This is a genomic window from Mesorhizobium sp. M1078, assembly GCF_040318615.1.
Classification (GTDB): Bacteria; Pseudomonadota; Alphaproteobacteria; order Rhizobiales; family Rhizobiaceae; genus Mesorhizobium.
In genome coordinates this window covers 1-16,574 of record NZ_JAMYMP010000011.1, presented here as the reverse complement: position 1 = coordinate 16,574, position 16,574 = coordinate 1, and the positions used below count along the sequence as shown (strand labels likewise).

At 61.8% G+C, this 16,574-nt stretch carries 15 protein-coding genes, 1 other RNA gene and 1 pseudogene; 11 read left to right on the top strand and 6 right to left on the bottom strand.

Annotated elements, in window-relative coordinates; genetic code table 11:
* Positions 1-72: 72 nt before the first annotated feature.
* The 3 genes from NKH38_RS16280 to ffs all read right to left on the bottom strand — a co-directional run bounded on the left by NKH38_RS16280 (position 73) and on the right by ffs (position 2,441).
* The gene (locus tag NKH38_RS16280) at positions 73-396 is read right to left on the bottom strand and encodes a YbaB/EbfC family nucleoid-associated protein (RefSeq protein WP_023669519.1); all 324 of its coding nucleotides are present in this window, start codon (positions 394-396) and stop codon (positions 73-75) included.
* 31 nt (positions 397-427) lie between these two features.
* The gene (locus NKH38_RS16275) at positions 428-2,239 is read right to left on the bottom strand and encodes a DNA polymerase III subunit gamma/tau (protein WP_352762002.1); all 1,812 of its coding nucleotides are present in this window, start codon (positions 2,237-2,239) and stop codon (positions 428-430) included.
* 105 nt (positions 2,240-2,344) lie between these two features.
* Positions 2,345-2,441: signal recognition particle sRNA small type (ffs, locus tag NKH38_RS16270), an RNA gene on the bottom strand.
* A 157-nt stretch (positions 2,442-2,598) separates the two neighbouring features.
* Here ffs and NKH38_RS16265 point away from each other — a divergent pair.
* The 3 genes from NKH38_RS16265 to NKH38_RS16255 all read left to right on the top strand — a co-directional run bounded on the left by NKH38_RS16265 (position 2,599) and on the right by NKH38_RS16255 (position 4,376).
* Positions 2,599-3,018: an HIT domain-containing protein gene (locus NKH38_RS16265; RefSeq protein WP_023823776.1), complete on the top strand. Its 420-nt coding sequence runs from the start codon at positions 2,599-2,601 to the stop codon at positions 3,016-3,018.
* A gap of 35 nt (positions 3,019-3,053) precedes the next feature.
* Positions 3,054-3,995: an NAD(+) diphosphatase gene (gene nudC, locus NKH38_RS16260; RefSeq protein ID WP_023715298.1), complete on the top strand. Its 942-nt coding sequence runs from the start codon at positions 3,054-3,056 to the stop codon at positions 3,993-3,995.
* 75 nt (positions 3,996-4,070) lie between these two features.
* Positions 4,071-4,376 carry a Dabb family protein gene (locus tag NKH38_RS16255; RefSeq protein ID WP_023669515.1) on the top strand — a complete coding sequence of 102 codons (306 nt, stop codon included), beginning with the start codon at positions 4,071-4,073 and terminating at the stop codon, positions 4,374-4,376.
* 8 nt (positions 4,377-4,384) lie between these two features.
* On the opposite strand, the gene NKH38_RS16250 is transcribed toward NKH38_RS16255, so the two are convergent.
* Complete coding sequence (locus NKH38_RS16250; RefSeq protein WP_023696750.1) at positions 4,385-5,248, bottom strand: prephenate dehydratase; 864 nt, start codon at positions 5,246-5,248, stop codon at positions 4,385-4,387.
* A 23-nt stretch (positions 5,249-5,271) separates the two neighbouring features.
* A complete protein-coding gene (locus NKH38_RS16245) occupies positions 5,272-5,997 on the bottom strand; it encodes a 3-deoxy-manno-octulosonate cytidylyltransferase (RefSeq protein WP_352762003.1) in 726 nt (241 codons plus the stop codon).
* 193 nt (positions 5,998-6,190) lie between these two features.
* Between NKH38_RS16245 and NKH38_RS16240 the strand changes: the two genes are divergently transcribed.
* The 7 genes from NKH38_RS16240 to NKH38_RS16210 all read left to right on the top strand — a co-directional run bounded on the left by NKH38_RS16240 (position 6,191) and on the right by NKH38_RS16210 (position 15,753).
* Positions 6,191-6,856 carry a c-type cytochrome gene (locus tag NKH38_RS16240; RefSeq protein ID WP_352762004.1) on the top strand — a complete coding sequence of 222 codons (666 nt, stop codon included), beginning with the start codon at positions 6,191-6,193 and terminating at the stop codon, positions 6,854-6,856.
* A gap of 151 nt (positions 6,857-7,007) precedes the next feature.
* A complete protein-coding gene (locus tag NKH38_RS16235) occupies positions 7,008-8,885 on the top strand; it encodes an extracellular solute-binding protein (RefSeq protein ID WP_352762005.1) in 1,878 nt (625 codons plus the stop codon).
* Positions 8,885-10,753, top strand: a complete 1,869-nt coding sequence (locus NKH38_RS16230; RefSeq protein WP_352762006.1) for an extracellular solute-binding protein — start codon at positions 8,885-8,887, stop codon at positions 10,751-10,753. Before NKH38_RS16235 ends, NKH38_RS16230 begins: the two co-directional genes overlap by 1 nt.
* Before the next feature lie 174 nt (positions 10,754-10,927).
* Positions 10,928-12,025, top strand: coding sequence for a microcin C ABC transporter permease YejB (locus tag NKH38_RS16225; RefSeq protein WP_023688770.1), 1,098 nt, complete (start codon positions 10,928-10,930; stop codon positions 12,023-12,025).
* Positions 12,025-13,164 (top strand): ABC transporter permease, encoded by a 1,140-nt coding sequence (locus NKH38_RS16220; protein WP_023682037.1) that lies wholly within the window; start codon positions 12,025-12,027, stop codon positions 13,162-13,164. The genes NKH38_RS16225 and NKH38_RS16220 overlap by 1 nt, the downstream gene beginning before the upstream one ends.
* A complete protein-coding gene (locus NKH38_RS16215; RefSeq protein WP_352762007.1) occupies positions 13,161-14,792 on the top strand; it encodes an ABC transporter ATP-binding protein in 1,632 nt (543 codons plus the stop codon). The genes NKH38_RS16220 and NKH38_RS16215 overlap by 4 nt, the downstream gene beginning before the upstream one ends.
* A 19-nt stretch (positions 14,793-14,811) precedes the next feature.
* Positions 14,812-15,753 carry a 2-hydroxyacid dehydrogenase gene (locus tag NKH38_RS16210; RefSeq protein WP_352762008.1) on the top strand — a complete coding sequence of 314 codons (942 nt, stop codon included), beginning with the start codon at positions 14,812-14,814 and terminating at the stop codon, positions 15,751-15,753.
* A 12-nt stretch (positions 15,754-15,765) separates the two neighbouring features.
* Here the strand turns inward: NKH38_RS16210 and NKH38_RS16205 are convergent, their stop codons facing one another.
* Positions 15,766-16,122, bottom strand: a complete 357-nt coding sequence (locus tag NKH38_RS16205) for a hypothetical protein (protein WP_352762009.1) — start codon at positions 16,120-16,122, stop codon at positions 15,766-15,768.
* Between the two features lie 325 nt (positions 16,123-16,447).
* Here NKH38_RS16205 and NKH38_RS16200 point away from each other — a divergent pair.
* A pseudogene (locus NKH38_RS16200) lies at positions 16,448-16,574 on the top strand (transposase); the annotation flags it as partial.

Genomic DNA, 16,574 nt, shown 5'->3' with positions numbered 1-16,574 from the left:
GCCGGAGAAAGTCTTAACAACAGCCTCCGCAGCCGATTTCCCTTCATAATCAATTAACTGGTTGGAGACGGCTCAGAACGGCAATTTCATTCCGGGCGGGATCGGCAAGCCTGCCGTCAGCGCCTTGGTCTTCTCCTGCATAATCTGCTCGACCTTATTTTTGGCGTCATTGTGAGCGGCCAGCAGCAGGTCTTCGAGAATCTCGACCTCGTCCTCCTTGAACAGCGACGGATCGATCTTCAGCGACTTCATTTCGAACTTGCCGGTCAGCGTGACATTGACCAGCCCGCCGCCCGCCTGCCCGCTTGCTTCAATCGTCGCGATCTCGTCCTGCATGGCCTGGAACTTGGCCTGCATTTCCTTCGCCTTGCCCATCAGGCCGAGAAGATCTTTCATGGTCGGGTCCTTTGCGGATTCGTGGCTATGGTCAGGTTTCGTCGTCGTCGGACGGCGGCTCGACCGGCGCTTCGGCCTTGTCGGTGTCGACTTCCGGCGCGTCGGGAATGCGCACGTCGATGATCTTGGCGCCGGGAAAGCGCGCCAGGATGGCGGCCACAGCCGGATCGCTTTTCGCGTCGGAGAAAGCAGTCTCGCGCCTGGTCGATTCCATCTCGGCCAGCGTTTGGCCGCCCTCTTCCTTCGACAATGACACCAGCCAGTTGCGGCCGGTCCAGGCCCGCAGCTTCGTCGTCAAGTCGTTCAGCAGCATCTTGGGCGCATCGGCGGTCAGGCCGACGTCGATACGGCCGGGCTCGATGCGCACCAGGCGAATACAGCTCTTGACCAGCACCTTGAAGGCGATGTCACGCTGCGCGTCGGCAAGAGCGACAATATCGGCCAGCGATTTCAGCGGCGGCGATTGCGGCTCCACGACCGGCTGCGGAGGCGCGACAAAGGCGACCGGGGGCGCGTCGACCAGCCGCATGATTTGCGCACCGGCTGGCCCGGACGGCACCCGGGTCTGCGCTACGGCGCTGGCGCCGCCGCCATTGCCGGCATTTACCGGCGCACCATTCGGGCGTGACGCACCACCGGACGCCGGAGCGCCGCTCTCCAGAGATTTCAGCGCCTCGTCCAGCGTCGGCAGGTCGGCGGCATGCGCCAGCCGGATCAGCACCATCTCGCCGGCGCTGACCGGTCGGTTGGACGACTGCACCTCGGGAATGCCTTTCAAGAGCATCTGCCAGGTTCGCGACAGAACCTTGACCGACAGCGTGCTGGCGAAGTCGGCGCCGCGGCGGCGCTCATCCTCGGACAGGGAAGCGTCGTCGGCAGCCGTCGGCACGAAGCGCAGCCGGGTGACGAGGTGGTTGAATTCGGCCAGATCGGTCAGCACGGCAGCCGGATCGGCGCCGGTGTCGTACTGGTTGCGGAATTCGGCAAGGGCGGCCGCCACATCGCCTTTCATGACATGTTCGAACAGGTCGACGATGCGGGCGCGGTCGGCGAGACCCAGCATGGCGCGCACCGCTTCGGCGCTGACGGCGCCGCCGCCATGGGCGATTGCCTGGTCGAGGATGGAGAGCGAATCGCGGGCCGAGCCTTCGGCGGCGCGCGCGATCATCGCCAGCGCGTCCTCGTCGACCGATATGCCTTCCTTGCCGGCAATCGAGGCGAGATGCGCGACCAGCGCGCCGGCATCGATGCGTCTCAGGTCGAAACGCTGGCAGCGCGACAGCACGGTGATCGGCACTTTGCGGATTTCGGTGGTGGCAAAGATGAATTTGACGTGCGGCGGCGGCTCTTCCAGCGTCTTCAACAGGCCGTTGAAGGCCTGGGTGGAGAGCATGTGCACTTCGTCGATGATGTAGACTTTGTAGCGCGCCGACACCGGGGCATAGCGCACGCGCTCGATAATGTCCCTGATGTCGTCGATGCCGGTATGCGACGCGGCGTCCATCTCGATGACGTCGACATGGCGGCCTTCCATGATCGCCTGGCAGTGCTCGCCCAGGAGGGCGAGGTCGACCGAGGGATGGTCGACCGTCGGCGTCTTGTAGTTGAGCGCCCGCGCCAGGATGCGCGCCGTCGTGGTCTTACCGACGCCGCGCACGCCGGTCAGCATCCAGGCCTGAGCGATGCGGCCTGTGGAGAAAGCGTTGGTCAAAGTGCGGACCATCGGCTCCTGGCCGATCAGTTCGGAGAAATTCGACGGACGATATTTGCGCGCCAGCACGCGATAGGCGACGGCCTTTTGCTTCTCCAGGGTTTCGGGGTCCGAATTTCCGGCTTCGCTCATTCGCCCGTAAAGCTCCAAAAGGCCGCGTCTCAGCGTAGCCGATTCCTGCTAATAGTCTCGCCCGCGCTGCAATGCGTCGTCAATGTCGCGAGAGGGGCCGATGAGGTGGGAGGCTGGAACAATGACCCGTTCCGGGCTCGTTAGGGCTGCTTCCTTCCGGACCTGACCCGGTTGGCGAGTGGATCGTCCACCACCAACCTCCCGCGTTCCATATCGGCAATTCAGCGATCAAATGCAAGGGTGCATTGAGAATCGGATGCCCTTGAACTCCGCCGCTCAATGAATCGCTTGCAGCCCCCGTGCAGCCGCTCTAGCGTCATGAGTTTGGGAATAATGCGAGAAGCGCAAGGGAAACGCCAATGCTACCGGGCCTCAAGGCCGGATTCACGCTCGACTCGAGGTTGGAGGCGGATAGCGAGCAGCTGATGTGGCTCGGCCTGTGCGAGCTCAGGGTGATGAACGATAGCCGCTGGCCATGGCTTATCCTGGTGCCGCAGCGGCCGGGGGCCGAAGAAATCCACGACATGACGCCGCTCGACCAGGCGATGTTGACCTTCGAGACCAACATGGTGGCGCAGGCGCTGAAAAGAACCACGGGCTGCACCAAGATCAACACCGGCGCGCTCGGCAACATCGTTCGGCAATTGCATGTCCACGTCATCGCCCGCTCGGAAGGCGATCCGGGCTGGCCGGGGCCGGTGTGGGGGCACGGCATGCGCGAGCCCTATGAGCGTTCAGGCATCCGCCAGTTTGCGCAACAGATCAAGGCGGCGCTATAAGCCGCCTGTGTCCATTCCTAGACGTTCGAGCTTCCATGACCTTTCGCCTTTTTGACGCGCCCTTGCGCGAACCGAGCCAGTTCGTCGGCTTCGCCGGAAACACGATTGATCGGCAATCCGAGAACCGCGCCGACGATTCCGTCGAAAGGGCGTTGGCCGATCCCTCGGCACGTCTTCTGCCGATGCATGGCGGACGGCTGTATCTGAAATTGCACGATGGCAGCTTCGACCCTTGGTTCGATCTGGCTGAGAGCCAGAAGCTGCAGCCATCACTCGCACAAGGCGTGCTGCTTGGCTTTGCCGAGAGCGGCCCGGTACTTGCCGTGCCGGTCGGCCTCGATCCCGAACAGCTACCGGAGACCATGAAGGCGATCGATTATCGCTCGGTCTATATTCAGGGGCTGATCGACGAGGCGGCAGCGGGCGCGCTGGCGCAAGGCGCCGCCCTGCTTGCCTGGCATGCCACCCATCGCTTCTGCAGCAAATGCGGCCATGAATCGCAAATGCGGGCCGGCGGCTACAAGCGCCATTGCCCAAATTGCGGCACCGAGCACTTTCCACGCACCGATCCGGTGGCGATTATGCTGACGGCGACGCGGGAAAAATGCCTGCTCGGCCGCGGCCGGCATTTCGGGCCCGGCATGTACTCGGCGCTTGCCGGCTTCATCGAGCCGGGCGAGACGATCGAGGCGGCGGTGCGCCGCGAAACGCTGGAGGAAGCCGGCATCCGGCTCGGCCGCGTCGTCTACCATGCCAGCCAACCCTGGCCGTTCCCCTATTCGCTGATGATTGGCTGTTTCGGCGAACCGCTCAATGACGACATCCAGGCCGATCTCAACGAGTTGGAAGATTGCCGCTGGTTTTTTCGCGACGAGGTGCGTTCCATGCTGGAGAGGACGCACAAGGACAATCTGGTCACGCCGCCGAAAGGCGCGATCGCGCATCATCTGATCCGCGCCTGGGTCGACAGCGAATAAGACTTGTTATTTTACGCAATTCCGGACGGAAAACCGCTTCACACTTTTCCTGGAATTGCTTAACGGGAGCAAAAAATGATCCGTCACACCGTGGTTTTCACCCTGAAGCACCCGCAGTACTCGCTGGAGGAAAAGCGGTTCCTCTCCGATGCCAAGCGCATCCTCAGCGCAATCAAGGGCGTCACCCATTTCGAGCCGCTGCGGCAAGTCAGCCCGAAGAACGACTATCACTTCGGCTTCTCGATGGAGTTCGTCGATCAGGCCGCCTACACCAGATATAACGAGCATCCCGACCACGTTGCCTTCGTGCGCGACCGCTGGATTCCGGAAGTCGAAACCTTCATGGAAATCGACTATGTGCCGCTGACCCTGCTGGTTTAGGGGAACCTTTAGTCGGCGACCTTCCACTGCTCGCGCGACTCGCTGGCGGGATAGACACCCAGGATGCGCACTTCGCGCGAGAAGAAGCGCAGTTCATCCAGCGCCAGCTTGACCAGCGGATCGTCGGGATGGCCCTCGATATCGGCGTAGAACAGCGTCGCGGTGAAGGCGCCCAACTGATAGCTCTCCAGCTTCGTCATGTTGACGCCGTTCGTGGCGAAACCGCCCATCGCCTTGTAGAGCGCGGCCGGCACGTTGCGGACACGGAACATGAAGGTCGTCATCATCTTGGTGTCGGCCGAGGGCCGTTCGGCCAATCGCTTGTCCTTGGTCAGGACGACGAAGCGGGTGACATTCGAGTCCGTGTCCTCGACATTCTTCTCGATGATGTCGAGGCCGTAGAGTTCTGCGGCGAGCGCAGGCGCCAGCGAGGCCATGCTGCGGTCCTTGAGCTCCGAGACCAGCTTCGCCGAACCCGCCGTGTCGCCGGCGATCACCGGTTTCCAACCGTTCTTGCGGATGTATTTGCGGCACTGTCCCAGCGCATGGATATGGCTGTGCACGGTCTTGATCTCTTCGCGTTTGACGCCGGGCAGCACCATCAGCTGGAAATGGATCGGCAGGAAATATTCGCCGACGATGTGGAGTTTCGATTCCGGCAAGAGATGATGGATGTCGGCGACGCGGCCGGCGATGGTGTTTTCGATCGGGATCATGGCGAGGTCGGCCTTGTTGGTCTCGACCGCGTTGAAGGCATCCTCGAAGGTGGGGCACGGCAACGGCTCCATCGAAGGGAACATGTTGCGGCTGGCGGTGTCGGAATTGGCGCCCGGTTCGCCCTGGAAGGCTATTCTGTTGGTCTTGTCAGGCATGCCGATATCTCAGGTTGAAGGTCTCAGGAAAGAATTTGTCGGGCGCGTTCGAGGTCTTCCGGCGTGTCGACGCCGAGCGGCAGCGATTGCACGATCTCGGCATCGATGCGCATACCGGCCTCCACCGCCCGCAACTGCTCCAGCCGCTCGCGCCGTTCGAGCGGCGACGGTTTTAGCGCGACGAAGCGTTCGAGGGCTGAGCGCCGATAGGCGTAAAGGCCGACATGGTGATAGAGCGGCCCCTCGCCCCAGGGCGCGGTGGCGCGGGTGAAATAGAGCGCCTTCAGCCGCGTCGCCGACAACGGCGAACCGACGATCTTGACGACGTTGGGGTTGGCCTTTTCCTCGTCGCGGACGATCTCGACGCCGAGCGTGGCGATGTCGACCGCAGCCTCCTCGAACGGTTTCAGCGCCGCACCGATGATCTTGGGATCGATGGTCGGCAGGTCGCCCTGCACATTGACGATGGTTTCGACCTTGCGATCGGGGTCGAGCGCGGTCAGCGCCTCGAAGATACGGTCGGAACCGGATTCGTGGTCGGTGCGCGTCATCACCGCCTCGAAACCGTGCGCGCGCACCGCTTCGGCCACGCTGCGCGTGTCGGTTGCCACCACCACCCGGCCAAGCCCAGCCTCAGCGGCGCGGCGGGCGACATGGACGATCATCGGCGCGCCGGCTATGTCGGCCAGCGGCTTGCCCGGCAGGCGCGTCGAGGCCATGCGGGCCGGGATCAGGATGAGCGTGGACATCAAGGTTGCAAGGCGTTCGAAAGAGGATGGGGAAAGTGGCAAAAGGTCTCACTGGAAGCGCCCTTATAGGTGTTGCAACGCCCAAGCAAAAGACCTAGTTTCCGCCCGATTTGACCGGCTCGACGGGGTGGGTCACGATACCGACGGACGGAGTGGACGGAGAGGTCCGCCGGAAAAGGGAGCCCTGGGGCGTATGGATTCCAACGAAGTCAACAAACTGCTCGCCGGGTTGCTTGGAACCTGTTTCGTCGTCTTCTCGGTCGGTTTGGTGTCCGACGCCCTGTTTGCCTCGCCGGCGCCGGAAAAGCCCGGCTTCGCCATCGAGGCGACGGAGCCTGCCGAAGGCGGGGCCGCCGGACCCGCGGCAGAGGCCAAGCCGATCTCCGACCTTTTAGCCACCGCCAATGTCGAGCAAGGTGCGGCCGTCTTCAAGAAATGCCAGGCCTGCCATTCCGGCGAAAAAGGCGGCCCGAACAAGGTCGGCCCGGATCTCTGGGACATCGTCGACCGCCCCGTCGCCGAGCATGAGGGCTTTGCCTATTCGGCCGGCATGAAGGAGTTTTCCAAGGGCGGCGCCGAGAAGTGGACCTATGACAACCTCAACCACTTCATCACCTCGCCGAAGAAATTCGTGAAGGGCACGGCGATGGGCTTTGCCGGCCTGCCAAAGGACGAGGACCGCGCCAACGTCATCGCCTATCTGCGCACGCTGTCGGATAGTCCGAAGCCGCTGCCGACGCCAGGTGCCGCCGCCGATGCAACGGCGCCGGCCAAGCCGGCCGAGGGTGCCGCTCCGGCCAAGCCGGCTGAAGGTGGAGCTCCCGCCCCTGTGGCGCCGGCACCGGCGCCCGCCAAATAACCGAATTGTCATCTCCATGATCTCAAAAAAGCCGGGTTCAGCCCGGCTTTTTGTTAGGAAAATCGCATATGCGGCGACAAAGCCGCCGCATGGCGGTTTTCACCGGCGTCAAATCATTTAGGATTGCCGGGCATCGCGAAGAGGAGAACGTATGACGGTTGGCCGAACGCTTCTGAGGTCCCTGCTGGCAGCAACCGTTGTGGCTGCCGGGTTGCAAGCAGCAGCCGCGGATGAATGGCACACCACCTCTTCGCTGATCGGCCCCTCCAAATATGGCGAGAGTTTCCAGCGCTACGATTATGTGAATCCGGACGCACCGAAGGGCGGCACCTACAATTCGGTCGTTTCCGGCACGTTCGACAGCTTCAATCCCTATATCGTTCAGGGATCGCCAGCGGCCGGCCTGCAGCCATTTGGCGGCGGCCTGCTCTACGACACGCTCATGGATCAAGCGACTGACGAAGGCAGCGTCAGCCACCCGCTCATCGCCGATGCCTACAAGTACCCGACCGACTATTCCTCGGCCACCTACCGGCTCGACCCACGGGCGAAATGGCATGACGGACAGCCGATCACCACTGACGACGTGATCTGGTCGTTCCAGGTGCTGAAGGCCAACAGCCCGATGTACAGCCGCTATTTCGAAAACGTCACCGACGCCGTCGCTGTCTCGGACCGTGAGGTCGAGTTCCACTTCGACCAGAAGGGCAATCGCGAACTGCCCAAGATCCTCGGCGACCTTGTCGTGCTGCCCAAGCATTGGTGGGAAGGCACCGACGCCAATGGCAAGAAGCGCGACATCACCAAGGGGACGCTGGAGCCGCCGCTGGGCTCGGCTGCATACAAGATCGCCAGCTTCAAGGCGGGGTCGGAAATCGTCTGGCAGCGCGTCCCCGACTATTGGGGCGCCAAGCTGGCTGTGAAGATCGGCCGGGAGAATTTCGACACGCAGCACTTCACCTACATTCTTGACGACAACGCCTCCTGGGAGGCGTTCAAGAAAGGTGGCCTCGACGATATCAAGCCGGAAAACAGCTCGAAGCGCTGGGCGACGTTTTATGATTTCGCGGCGATCAAGGCCGGCGATGTGATCAAGCAGGAGTTCAAGACCACCTCGCCCGAGCCGATGCAGGCTTTCATGCTCAACCAGAGACATAGGCTGTTTGCCGATCGTCTGGTCAGGGCCGCGCTCACCTACCCCTTCGATTTTGAATCGATGAACCGCACGCTGTTCTTCGGTTTCAACACTCGCACCCACAGCTATTTCCAGGGTACGGACCTAGCCTCCAGCGGCTTGCCGCAAGGCAAGGAATTGGAGATCCTGGAGAAGTACCGCGACAAGCTGCCGCCGGAAGTATTCACCCAGGAATTCAAGTTGCCGGTCTACGATTCGCCGCAGGCGGAGCGCAAATATCTGAAGCAGGCGGTCGACCTGTTCGCCCAGGCCGGCTGGGTGATCAAGGGCGGCAAGATGGTCAACGCCAAGACCGACGAGCCATTCAAGTTTGAAATCCTAGGCTCGAATGAAACCGACCAGGTCATTTCCAGCCCCTGGATCGCCAATCTGCGCAAGATCGGCGTCGATGCGACACTGCGCATCGTCGACCCGAGCCAGTACACCAACCGCGTCAGAAATTTCGATTACGACGTCATCACAGGACAGCTCCAACAGTCGGAATCGCCCGGTAACGAGCAGCGCGATTTCTGGAGCTCCAAGGCCGCCGACACACCGGCATCGCGCAATTATTCCGGCATCAAGAACCCGGTCGTTGACGCCCTTGTCGACCGCATCATTTTTGCCACGGATCGCGATGACCTCGTCGCCACCACCCATGCGCTCGATCGCGTGCTGCTGTGGAATTACTATGTGGTGCCGCAATACTATCGCGCCGTTGTGTGGCTTGCTTACTGGAACAAGTTCGGCATCCCGGAAAAGCAGCCCGGCTACCGTGGCGCCGATATCGATTCCTGGTGGATCGATGCGGACAAGGAAAAGGCCCTGGCCGCCAAGTACAAGGGCAGCAATTGATGGCGGGGCTCCCTCGCCGCGATTTCCTGGCCCTCAGTGGCGCCGCGGCCGTTGCTGCGCTGCTGCCGGGCAAGGCTTTCGCCGCCAGCCCAACCGGCGTGAAACTGCATGGACTGTCGGCTTTCGGCGACCTCAAATACAAGCCGGACTTCACTCATTTCGACTATGTCAATGTCGATGCGCCGCAAGGCGGCACCTTCAACTTCCTGCCGCGCACCTGGGGCTCCAACCAGACGCCGCTGACCTTCAACACGCTGAATTCGTTCGTCCCCAAGGGCGATTCGCCTCAGCGCATGGAGATGTGTTTCGATTCACTGATGGTGAGGGCTTTCGACGAGCCTGACGCCGTCTACGGGCTGATCGCAGACGGCGTGACGATTTCCGACGACCGCAACGGTTTCACCTTCTCACTGCGCCCGCAGGCCCGTTTCCATGACGGCACGCCGCTGACGGCTGAGGACGCCGCCTCTACCTTCAAGCTGCTGAAGGACAAGGGCCATCCGGACTATTCGCTGCCGCTTACTCACCTGAACGACGCGATCGCCATTGACGCTCACACGTTGAAGCTTAACTTCTCCGGCAAGCAGACAAGCCGCACCATCCTCAACGTCGTAGCGTTCCCGATCCTGTCGAAGGCTTTCTATACGGCCAACCCGTTCGATTCCTCGCAGATGAACCCGCCGCTGGGGTCAGCCGCGTACAAGGTCGATCGCTGGTCGGCAGGGGCCTGGATCGAATATGAGCGTGTGGCTGATTATTGGGGCAATGACCTGCCGGTCAATCGTGGCCAGAGCAATTTCGGGCGCATCCGGATCGAGTTCTATCAGGACCGCAACGCTTCCTTCGAGGCGTTCAAGAAGGGCGAGATCCTCTACAAGGAGGAAGCCGTCTCTCGCATTTGGGCGACGGGTTATGACTTCCCCGCTTTCATTGCCGGCAAGGTGGTGAAACACGAATTCCCGGCTGAAACCATGCCCTCCATGCAGGCCACCGCCGTCAACCAGCGACGCGAGCAATTCCGCGACCCGCGCGTGCGGCAGGCGATCGGGCTGTGCTTCGACTTCGAATGGACGCGGCGCAATTTCTTTTACGGTTCCTATGAGCGCTCGCAATCCTGCTTCGAGCAATCCGATTTTCGCGCCGAAGGCGTGCCCTCGCCTAGGGAATTGGCTCTCCTCGAACCGCTGCGCGACCAGATTCCCGCCGAGACTTTCGGCGAAGCCGTGACCCAGGCCGTGTCGAACGGCTCCGGCCGTGACCGGCAGATGCTTAGCAAGGCGGCCAAGCTTCTGGCCGAGGCCGGCTGGAAACGGTCCGGTAATTTCGTCGTGAACGACAAGGGCGGTCGGCTGTCGGCAGAGTTTCTTGTCGACGACGAGGTCTTCGAACAGGTTTACTCGCCCTGGATCGAAAACATGAAGGCGGTCGGCATCGACGCCTCAATCCGGCTGGTCGATGCGGCGCAGTATCAGTTGCGGCAGAATTTGTTCGATTACGATCTTATCTCGGTTGCGGCCCGGTTTCCGGCGACACCGACCCGCGACGACCTCGAAACGTTTTTCCACTCGCGAACCGCTACCCTGTCGGGCACACGCAATCTGCCGGGAACGTCGAGCCCGGCCATCGACGCCCTCGTTGACGCCGCAGGTGCCGCCGAGGATCGCGAAAGCCTGACAATTGCCATGCGCGCGCTCGACCGGGTCTTGCGTGCACGGAGGGATTGGATTCCAAGTTGGTTCCTGGCGAATCATCGAAGCGCCTATTGGGACATGTTCGGTTTTCCCGAGCGGAAACCCGATTTCGACTTCCCGGTCGAAGCGCTGTGGTGGGTCGACAAGGGCAAGGCGGCAAAAATTGGCAAAGGGTAGGCTGTTGCGCGGCACTTTACCCTCCCCCTCGTGGGGAGGGTCGGTGAGCACTTCGTGCGCAGCACGAATGGCGAACCGGGGTGGCGGTGTGACGGCGTACGCCGGATCGAGACTACCCCCACCCCGCTCCGCTTCGCGGATCGACCCTCCCCACAAGGGGGAGGGTGAAAGCTGATGGGCGCCTACATACTGCGCCGTATCCTGCTGATGATACCGACCCTGTTCGGCATCATGGCGGTTGCTTTCGTCGTCACTCAATTCGCACCGGGTGGACCGGTCGAGCAGGTCATTGCCAGCCTGACCAACCAGGGCGGCAACGATCGGCTCGGCAGTGGCGGCGGCGATGCAGGAGGTGGCGGCAATTTCGATGTGGCCGGCGATGTCGGTTCGAAGTACCGCGGCGCGCAAGGGCTCGATCCTGAATTCATCAAGAAGCTGGAAAAGCAGTTCGGCTTCGACAAACCGCCTCTCGAACGCTTCGGCATGATGCTGTGGAACTACGCGCGCTTCGATTTCGGCGACAGCTATTTCCGTGACATTTCGGTACTCAACCTGATCCTGGAGAAGATGCCGGTTTCAATCTCGCTCGGGCTGTGGATCACGCTGCTCTCCTATCTGATTTCGATTCCCCTTGGCATCCGCAAAGCGGTCAAGGACGGCTCCGCCTTCGACATCTGGACCAGCGGCGTGATCATCGTCGGCTATGCCATACCGGCCTTCCTGTTCGGCATATTGCTGATGGTGCTTTTCGCCGGCGGCTCGTTCTGGGACTGGTTCCCACTGCGCGGCATCGTCTCCGACAATTGGGACCAATTGTCGTGGCCTGACAAGATCGTCGATTATTTCTGGCACATGACCTTGCCGCTGACGGCGCTGGTGCTGTCGGCCTTCGCGACGACGACGCTGCTGACCAAGAACTCCTTCCTGGAAGAGATACGCAAACAGTATGTGGTGACGGCCCGTGCCAAGGGCCTGTCGGAGCGGCGGGTGCTTTACGGACATGTGTTCCGCAACGCAATGCTGATCGTCATTGCCGGCTTTCCAGCGGCCTTCATCTCGGCCTTCTTCACCGGCTCGCTTTTGATCGAGAACATCTTTTCCCTCGACGGTCTCGGGCTGCTCGGTTTCAGGTCCGTGTTGGCGCGCGACTATCCGGTCGTGTTCGCCAACCTCTATATATTTTCGCTGCTTGGCCTGTTCGTGACGCTGTTGTCCGACCTGATCTACACATGGGTCGATCCGCGCATCGATTTCGAGCGGAGAGACGTCTGATGACGCAGGCTGCAGCCGAGATCACACCGACAAGGATCGCCCGCCCCTGGCTGTCGCCGCTCAACAAGCGGCGCTGGCAGAACTTCAAGGCCAACAGGCGCGGCTACTGGTCGTTGTGGATATTCCTCGCTCTGTTCGTGCTGTCGCTGTTTGCCGAACTGATCGCCAACGACAGACCGATCGTCGCCTACTACAAAGGCGAGATCCTGTTCCCGGTGGCGGTTGCCTACCCCGAGGAAAAATTCGGCGGCTTCTACGCCGTCACCGACTATCGCGACCCGGTCATCCGCGACGAGATCAACGCCAATGGCTGGATGATCTGGCCGCCAATCCGCTATTCCTACCGCACCGTCAACAATGCGATCCCCGACGCCGCTCCCGCAAAACCGTCATGGGAATACGACGCGCAGAGGCGATGCAGCCAATATCCGCAAGGCGCTGCCGATCCTGACTGCATTGTCGGCAACTGGAACTGGCTGGGTACCGATGACCAGGCGCGCGACGTGCTGGCGCGCATCATCTACGGGTTCAGGATTTCCGTGCTGTTCGGGTTGATCCTGACCGCGGGTTCGTCGGTTATCGGCGTCGCCGCCGGCGCGCTGCAAGGGTATTTCGGCGGCTGGACCGACCTTCTCTTTCAACGCTTCATAGAAATCTGGTCGGCGATACCGCTGCTGTATCTGCTGCTGATCGTCGCCGCCATCCTGCCGCCGGGCTTCTTCATCCTGCTCGGGCTGATGCTGCTCTTCTCCTGGACGTCGCTTGTCAGCGTGGTGCGCGCCGAATTCCTGCGCGCGCGCAACTTCGAATATGTCAACGCGGCCCGCGCGCTTGGTGTGTCCAACCGCACCATCATGCTGCGCCATCTTCTGCCCAATGCCATGGTGGCGACGCTGACCTTCATGCCTTTTCTGGTCAGCGCCTCGATCTCGACACTGACCTCGCTCGACTATCTCGGCTTCGGCCTGCCGCCCGGCACCGCGTCGCTCGGCGAACTGCTAAAACAGGCGCAGAGTAACCTCAATGCCCCCTGGCTCGGTATATCGGGCTTCATCGTCATCTCGCTGATGCTGTCGCTGTTGGTGTTCATCGGTGAAGCAACGCGCGATGCTTTCGACCCGCGCAAGGCGTTCCGATGAGCAGCGAACTCCTGCTCTCCGTCCGCGATCTCAGCGTTGCCTTCACCCAAGGCGGCAACGAGTCGACCGCCGTCGACCACATCTCCTTCGATCTCGCCAAGGGCGAGACGGTGGCGCTTGTGGGCGAATCCGGTTCCGGCAAATCGGTCTCGGCGCTGTCGGTGCTGAAGCTTCTGCCCTACCCGACGGCCAGCCATCCCTCGGGCAAGATCCTGTTCCAGGGCGCCGACCTTTTGGCGATGAACGAAAAGCAGTTGCGCAGCGTGCGCGGCAACAAGATCACCATGGTCTTCCAGGAGCCGATGACCTCGCTCAATCCGCTGCACACGATCGAGCAGCAGATCGTCGAGATCCTGGCGCTGCATCAGGGCATGGGCGACCGCCAGGCCAAGGCGCGCACGCTGGCGCTGCTCAACGAGGTCGGCATTCGCGAACCGGAAAAGCGGCTCGACGCCTATCCGCACCAGCTGTCCGGCGGCCAACGCCAGCGCGTCATGATCGCCATGGCGCTGGCCAACGAGCCTGAACTGCTGATCGCCGACGAGCCGACGACGGCGCTCGACGTCACTGTCCAGGCGCAGATCCTCGAATTGCTGGCGGGGCTGAAGAGCCGCAAGGGCATGTCGATGCTGTTCATCACCCATGATCTCGGCATTGTCAGAAAGATCGCCGACCGCGTCTGCGTGATGACCAAAGGCAAGATCGTCGAGACCGGGCCGACCAGGGACATCTTCGCCAACCCGCAGCACGCTTATACCAAGCACCTCCTGGCCGCCGAGCCGAAGGGCAAGCCGCCGGCCGCCAACGACGCCGCCAAGCCGGTTATGACCGGCAAGGACATCAAGGTTTGGTTCCCGATCAAAAAGGGTTTCTTTCGCACCACCGTCGACAATGTGAAGGCAGTTGACGGCATCGACGTCACCGTACGCGCCGGCCAGACGCTAGGCGTCGTCGGCGAATCCGGCTCCGGCAAGACGACGCTCGGGCTGGCGCTGGCGCGGATGATCTCATCGACCGGCACCATCCAGTTCAATGGCAGCGACATCAACCAGCTTTCCTTCAACGCCATGCGGCCGCTGCGCCGCGAGTTGCAGATCGTTTTCCAGGACCCGTTCGGCTCGCTCAGCCCGCGCATGTCGGTCTCGGAGATCATCGAGGAAGGCTTGAAGATCCACGAGCCGAAGCTGTCGCCCGACCAACGCGACGACAAGGTCGTCGCCGTGCTGAAGGAGGTCGGGCTCGATCCGGCGACCAGGAACCGCTATCCGCATGAATTCTCCGGCGGCCAGCGCCAGCGCGTCGCCATTGCGCGCGCCATGGTGCTCAATCCGCGCTTCGTCATGCTGGACGAACCGACCTCGGCGCTCGACATGAGCGTGCAGGCACAGGTGGTCGACCTCTTGCGCAATCTGCAGGCCAAGCACGACCTTGCCTATCTGTTCATCAGCCACGATCTGAAAGTCATTCGCGCCCTTGCCAATGACGTCATCGTCATGCGCAATGGCAAGATCGTCGAAGCCGGCCCTTCCGAACAGATTTTCGAACGGCCGCAGACCGACTATACCAAGGCGCTGATCTCGGCCGCGTTCAAGATCGAGACGGCGCCGGTCGGCATCGTCAGCGAATAACAGGGAATAGAATCCGCAAATGGAAAAAGGCAAAATCCTGCTTGCCGTCACCGGCTTTCATCCGCAGCGCTGGCGCGAGCTGCTGTCGGCCGAGCGCGAAGTGGTGCTGGAGCCGGACGGCGCTTCGGATCCGTCGATCACCTATGCGGTGGTGTGGAAGCAGAAGCCGAACCTACTGAAATTGCTGCCCAATCTGCGCGCAATCTTCTCGATCGGCGCCGGCGTCGACCACATCTTCGCCGATCCCGGCCTGCCCGATGTGCCGATCGTCAAAGTGGTCGCCGAGAACCTGACGCAGTACATGACCGAATATGTCGTCTGGCGCGTGCTCGACCATCACCGCCAGGGCATGCTCTATCGTGCGCAGCAGCCGAAGAAGACCTGGCACGAACCGCCGCAGCGGCCGGCCGGTGACATCTCGGTCGGCATTATGGGGCTCGGCAATCTCGGCCGCGCGGCGGCATCGGTGCTGTTGTCGCTCGGCTTTGCCGTCAATGGCTGGTCGCGGAGCGACAAGGCCATGAAAGGCGTTGCGACCTATGCCGGAGAGGCCGGGCTGATCCCCTTCCTCAACGCCACCGACATCCTGGTGGTGCTGTTGCCGCTGACGCCGGACACGCACGGCATCATCAATTACGGCGTGCTGAAGGAATTGCGCAAGCGAAACGGCCTCGGCGGCTCGGTGCTGATCAATGCCGGGCGCGGCCGGCTGCAGAAGGACGCCGACATCTTGCGAGCGCTGGACGACGGCACGCTGAAGGAGGCGAGCCTCGACGTGTTCGAGGTCGAGCCGCTGCCGAAGACCAGTCCGCTTTGGAGTCACCCGAAAGTGTTCGTGACGCCGCACGCGGCGGCGACCTCCGACCCTGTCCACCTGGCGCCGAGCATGTTGCGGCAGATGGATGCCTTCGAGCGCGGCGAAAAGCTTGATAACGTGGTCGACCGCAAGGCGGGGTACTGAGGAAGTTCAGGTTCAGCTCGGCAGGGTGAACTTCTTCTGTTTGTTGGGCTTGCCGCAGTCGCGGCGGACGATCGAGCGGTTCATGGCGTAGATCTTGCCACTTGCCAGATCAGTATCGCGCTTGCTTTTGGAGCGCATATCCGGCGTGAACGGGCCGAAGCCCATCGCCGGATTGGAGAAGCTCGGCTTGGCGTCCGTCGACAGACGGTATTGCTGCGCCAGTTCGTTGCGCTGCGCCAGCAACTGGTCGCAAGGCACGTTGTCATATTGCAGCGACGATTGCACGTCCTGGTCCTGCCGCTCCGACATCGAGCTGCTGCAGCCGGTCATTGCCAGGCAAGACACCAAGACCATCATGTTCCAGCGCATGTGTTCCTCCTCAATGGCAAACCGAGCGGACCTTCTCTCCGCTGGCATCCTATCTGATGCCGCGCCGTCGCAAAAATCCTATTCACATTTTCGAACAGGACGAGATATCAGTTAGACGAAGGCCAGCGGGACAGCACCCCCCTCTGGCCTGCCGGCCATCTCCCCCGCAAGGAGGGAGATTGGACGTCACACTGGCTTTCGCAATCTCCAGCGTTGCAGGACGAGCGGGTAGTGTGCTGAGAGTTCTGCAAATTCGCTGAGAGGGGGCGGTCATGGCAGGCTGGTGATTGTTCACGTCACCTGATTCCCGCGAAGGAACGCCACCATGACCAAGACTGAAGTTAGACCGCCAGCGCTGCCGTCAAAGACATTTTGCTTTCGAACCCGGATGGATTGCACGAAGTGCTCCGTGCGGTGATGCAGGAGGTGCTTGAGGCCGAGATGGACGAGGC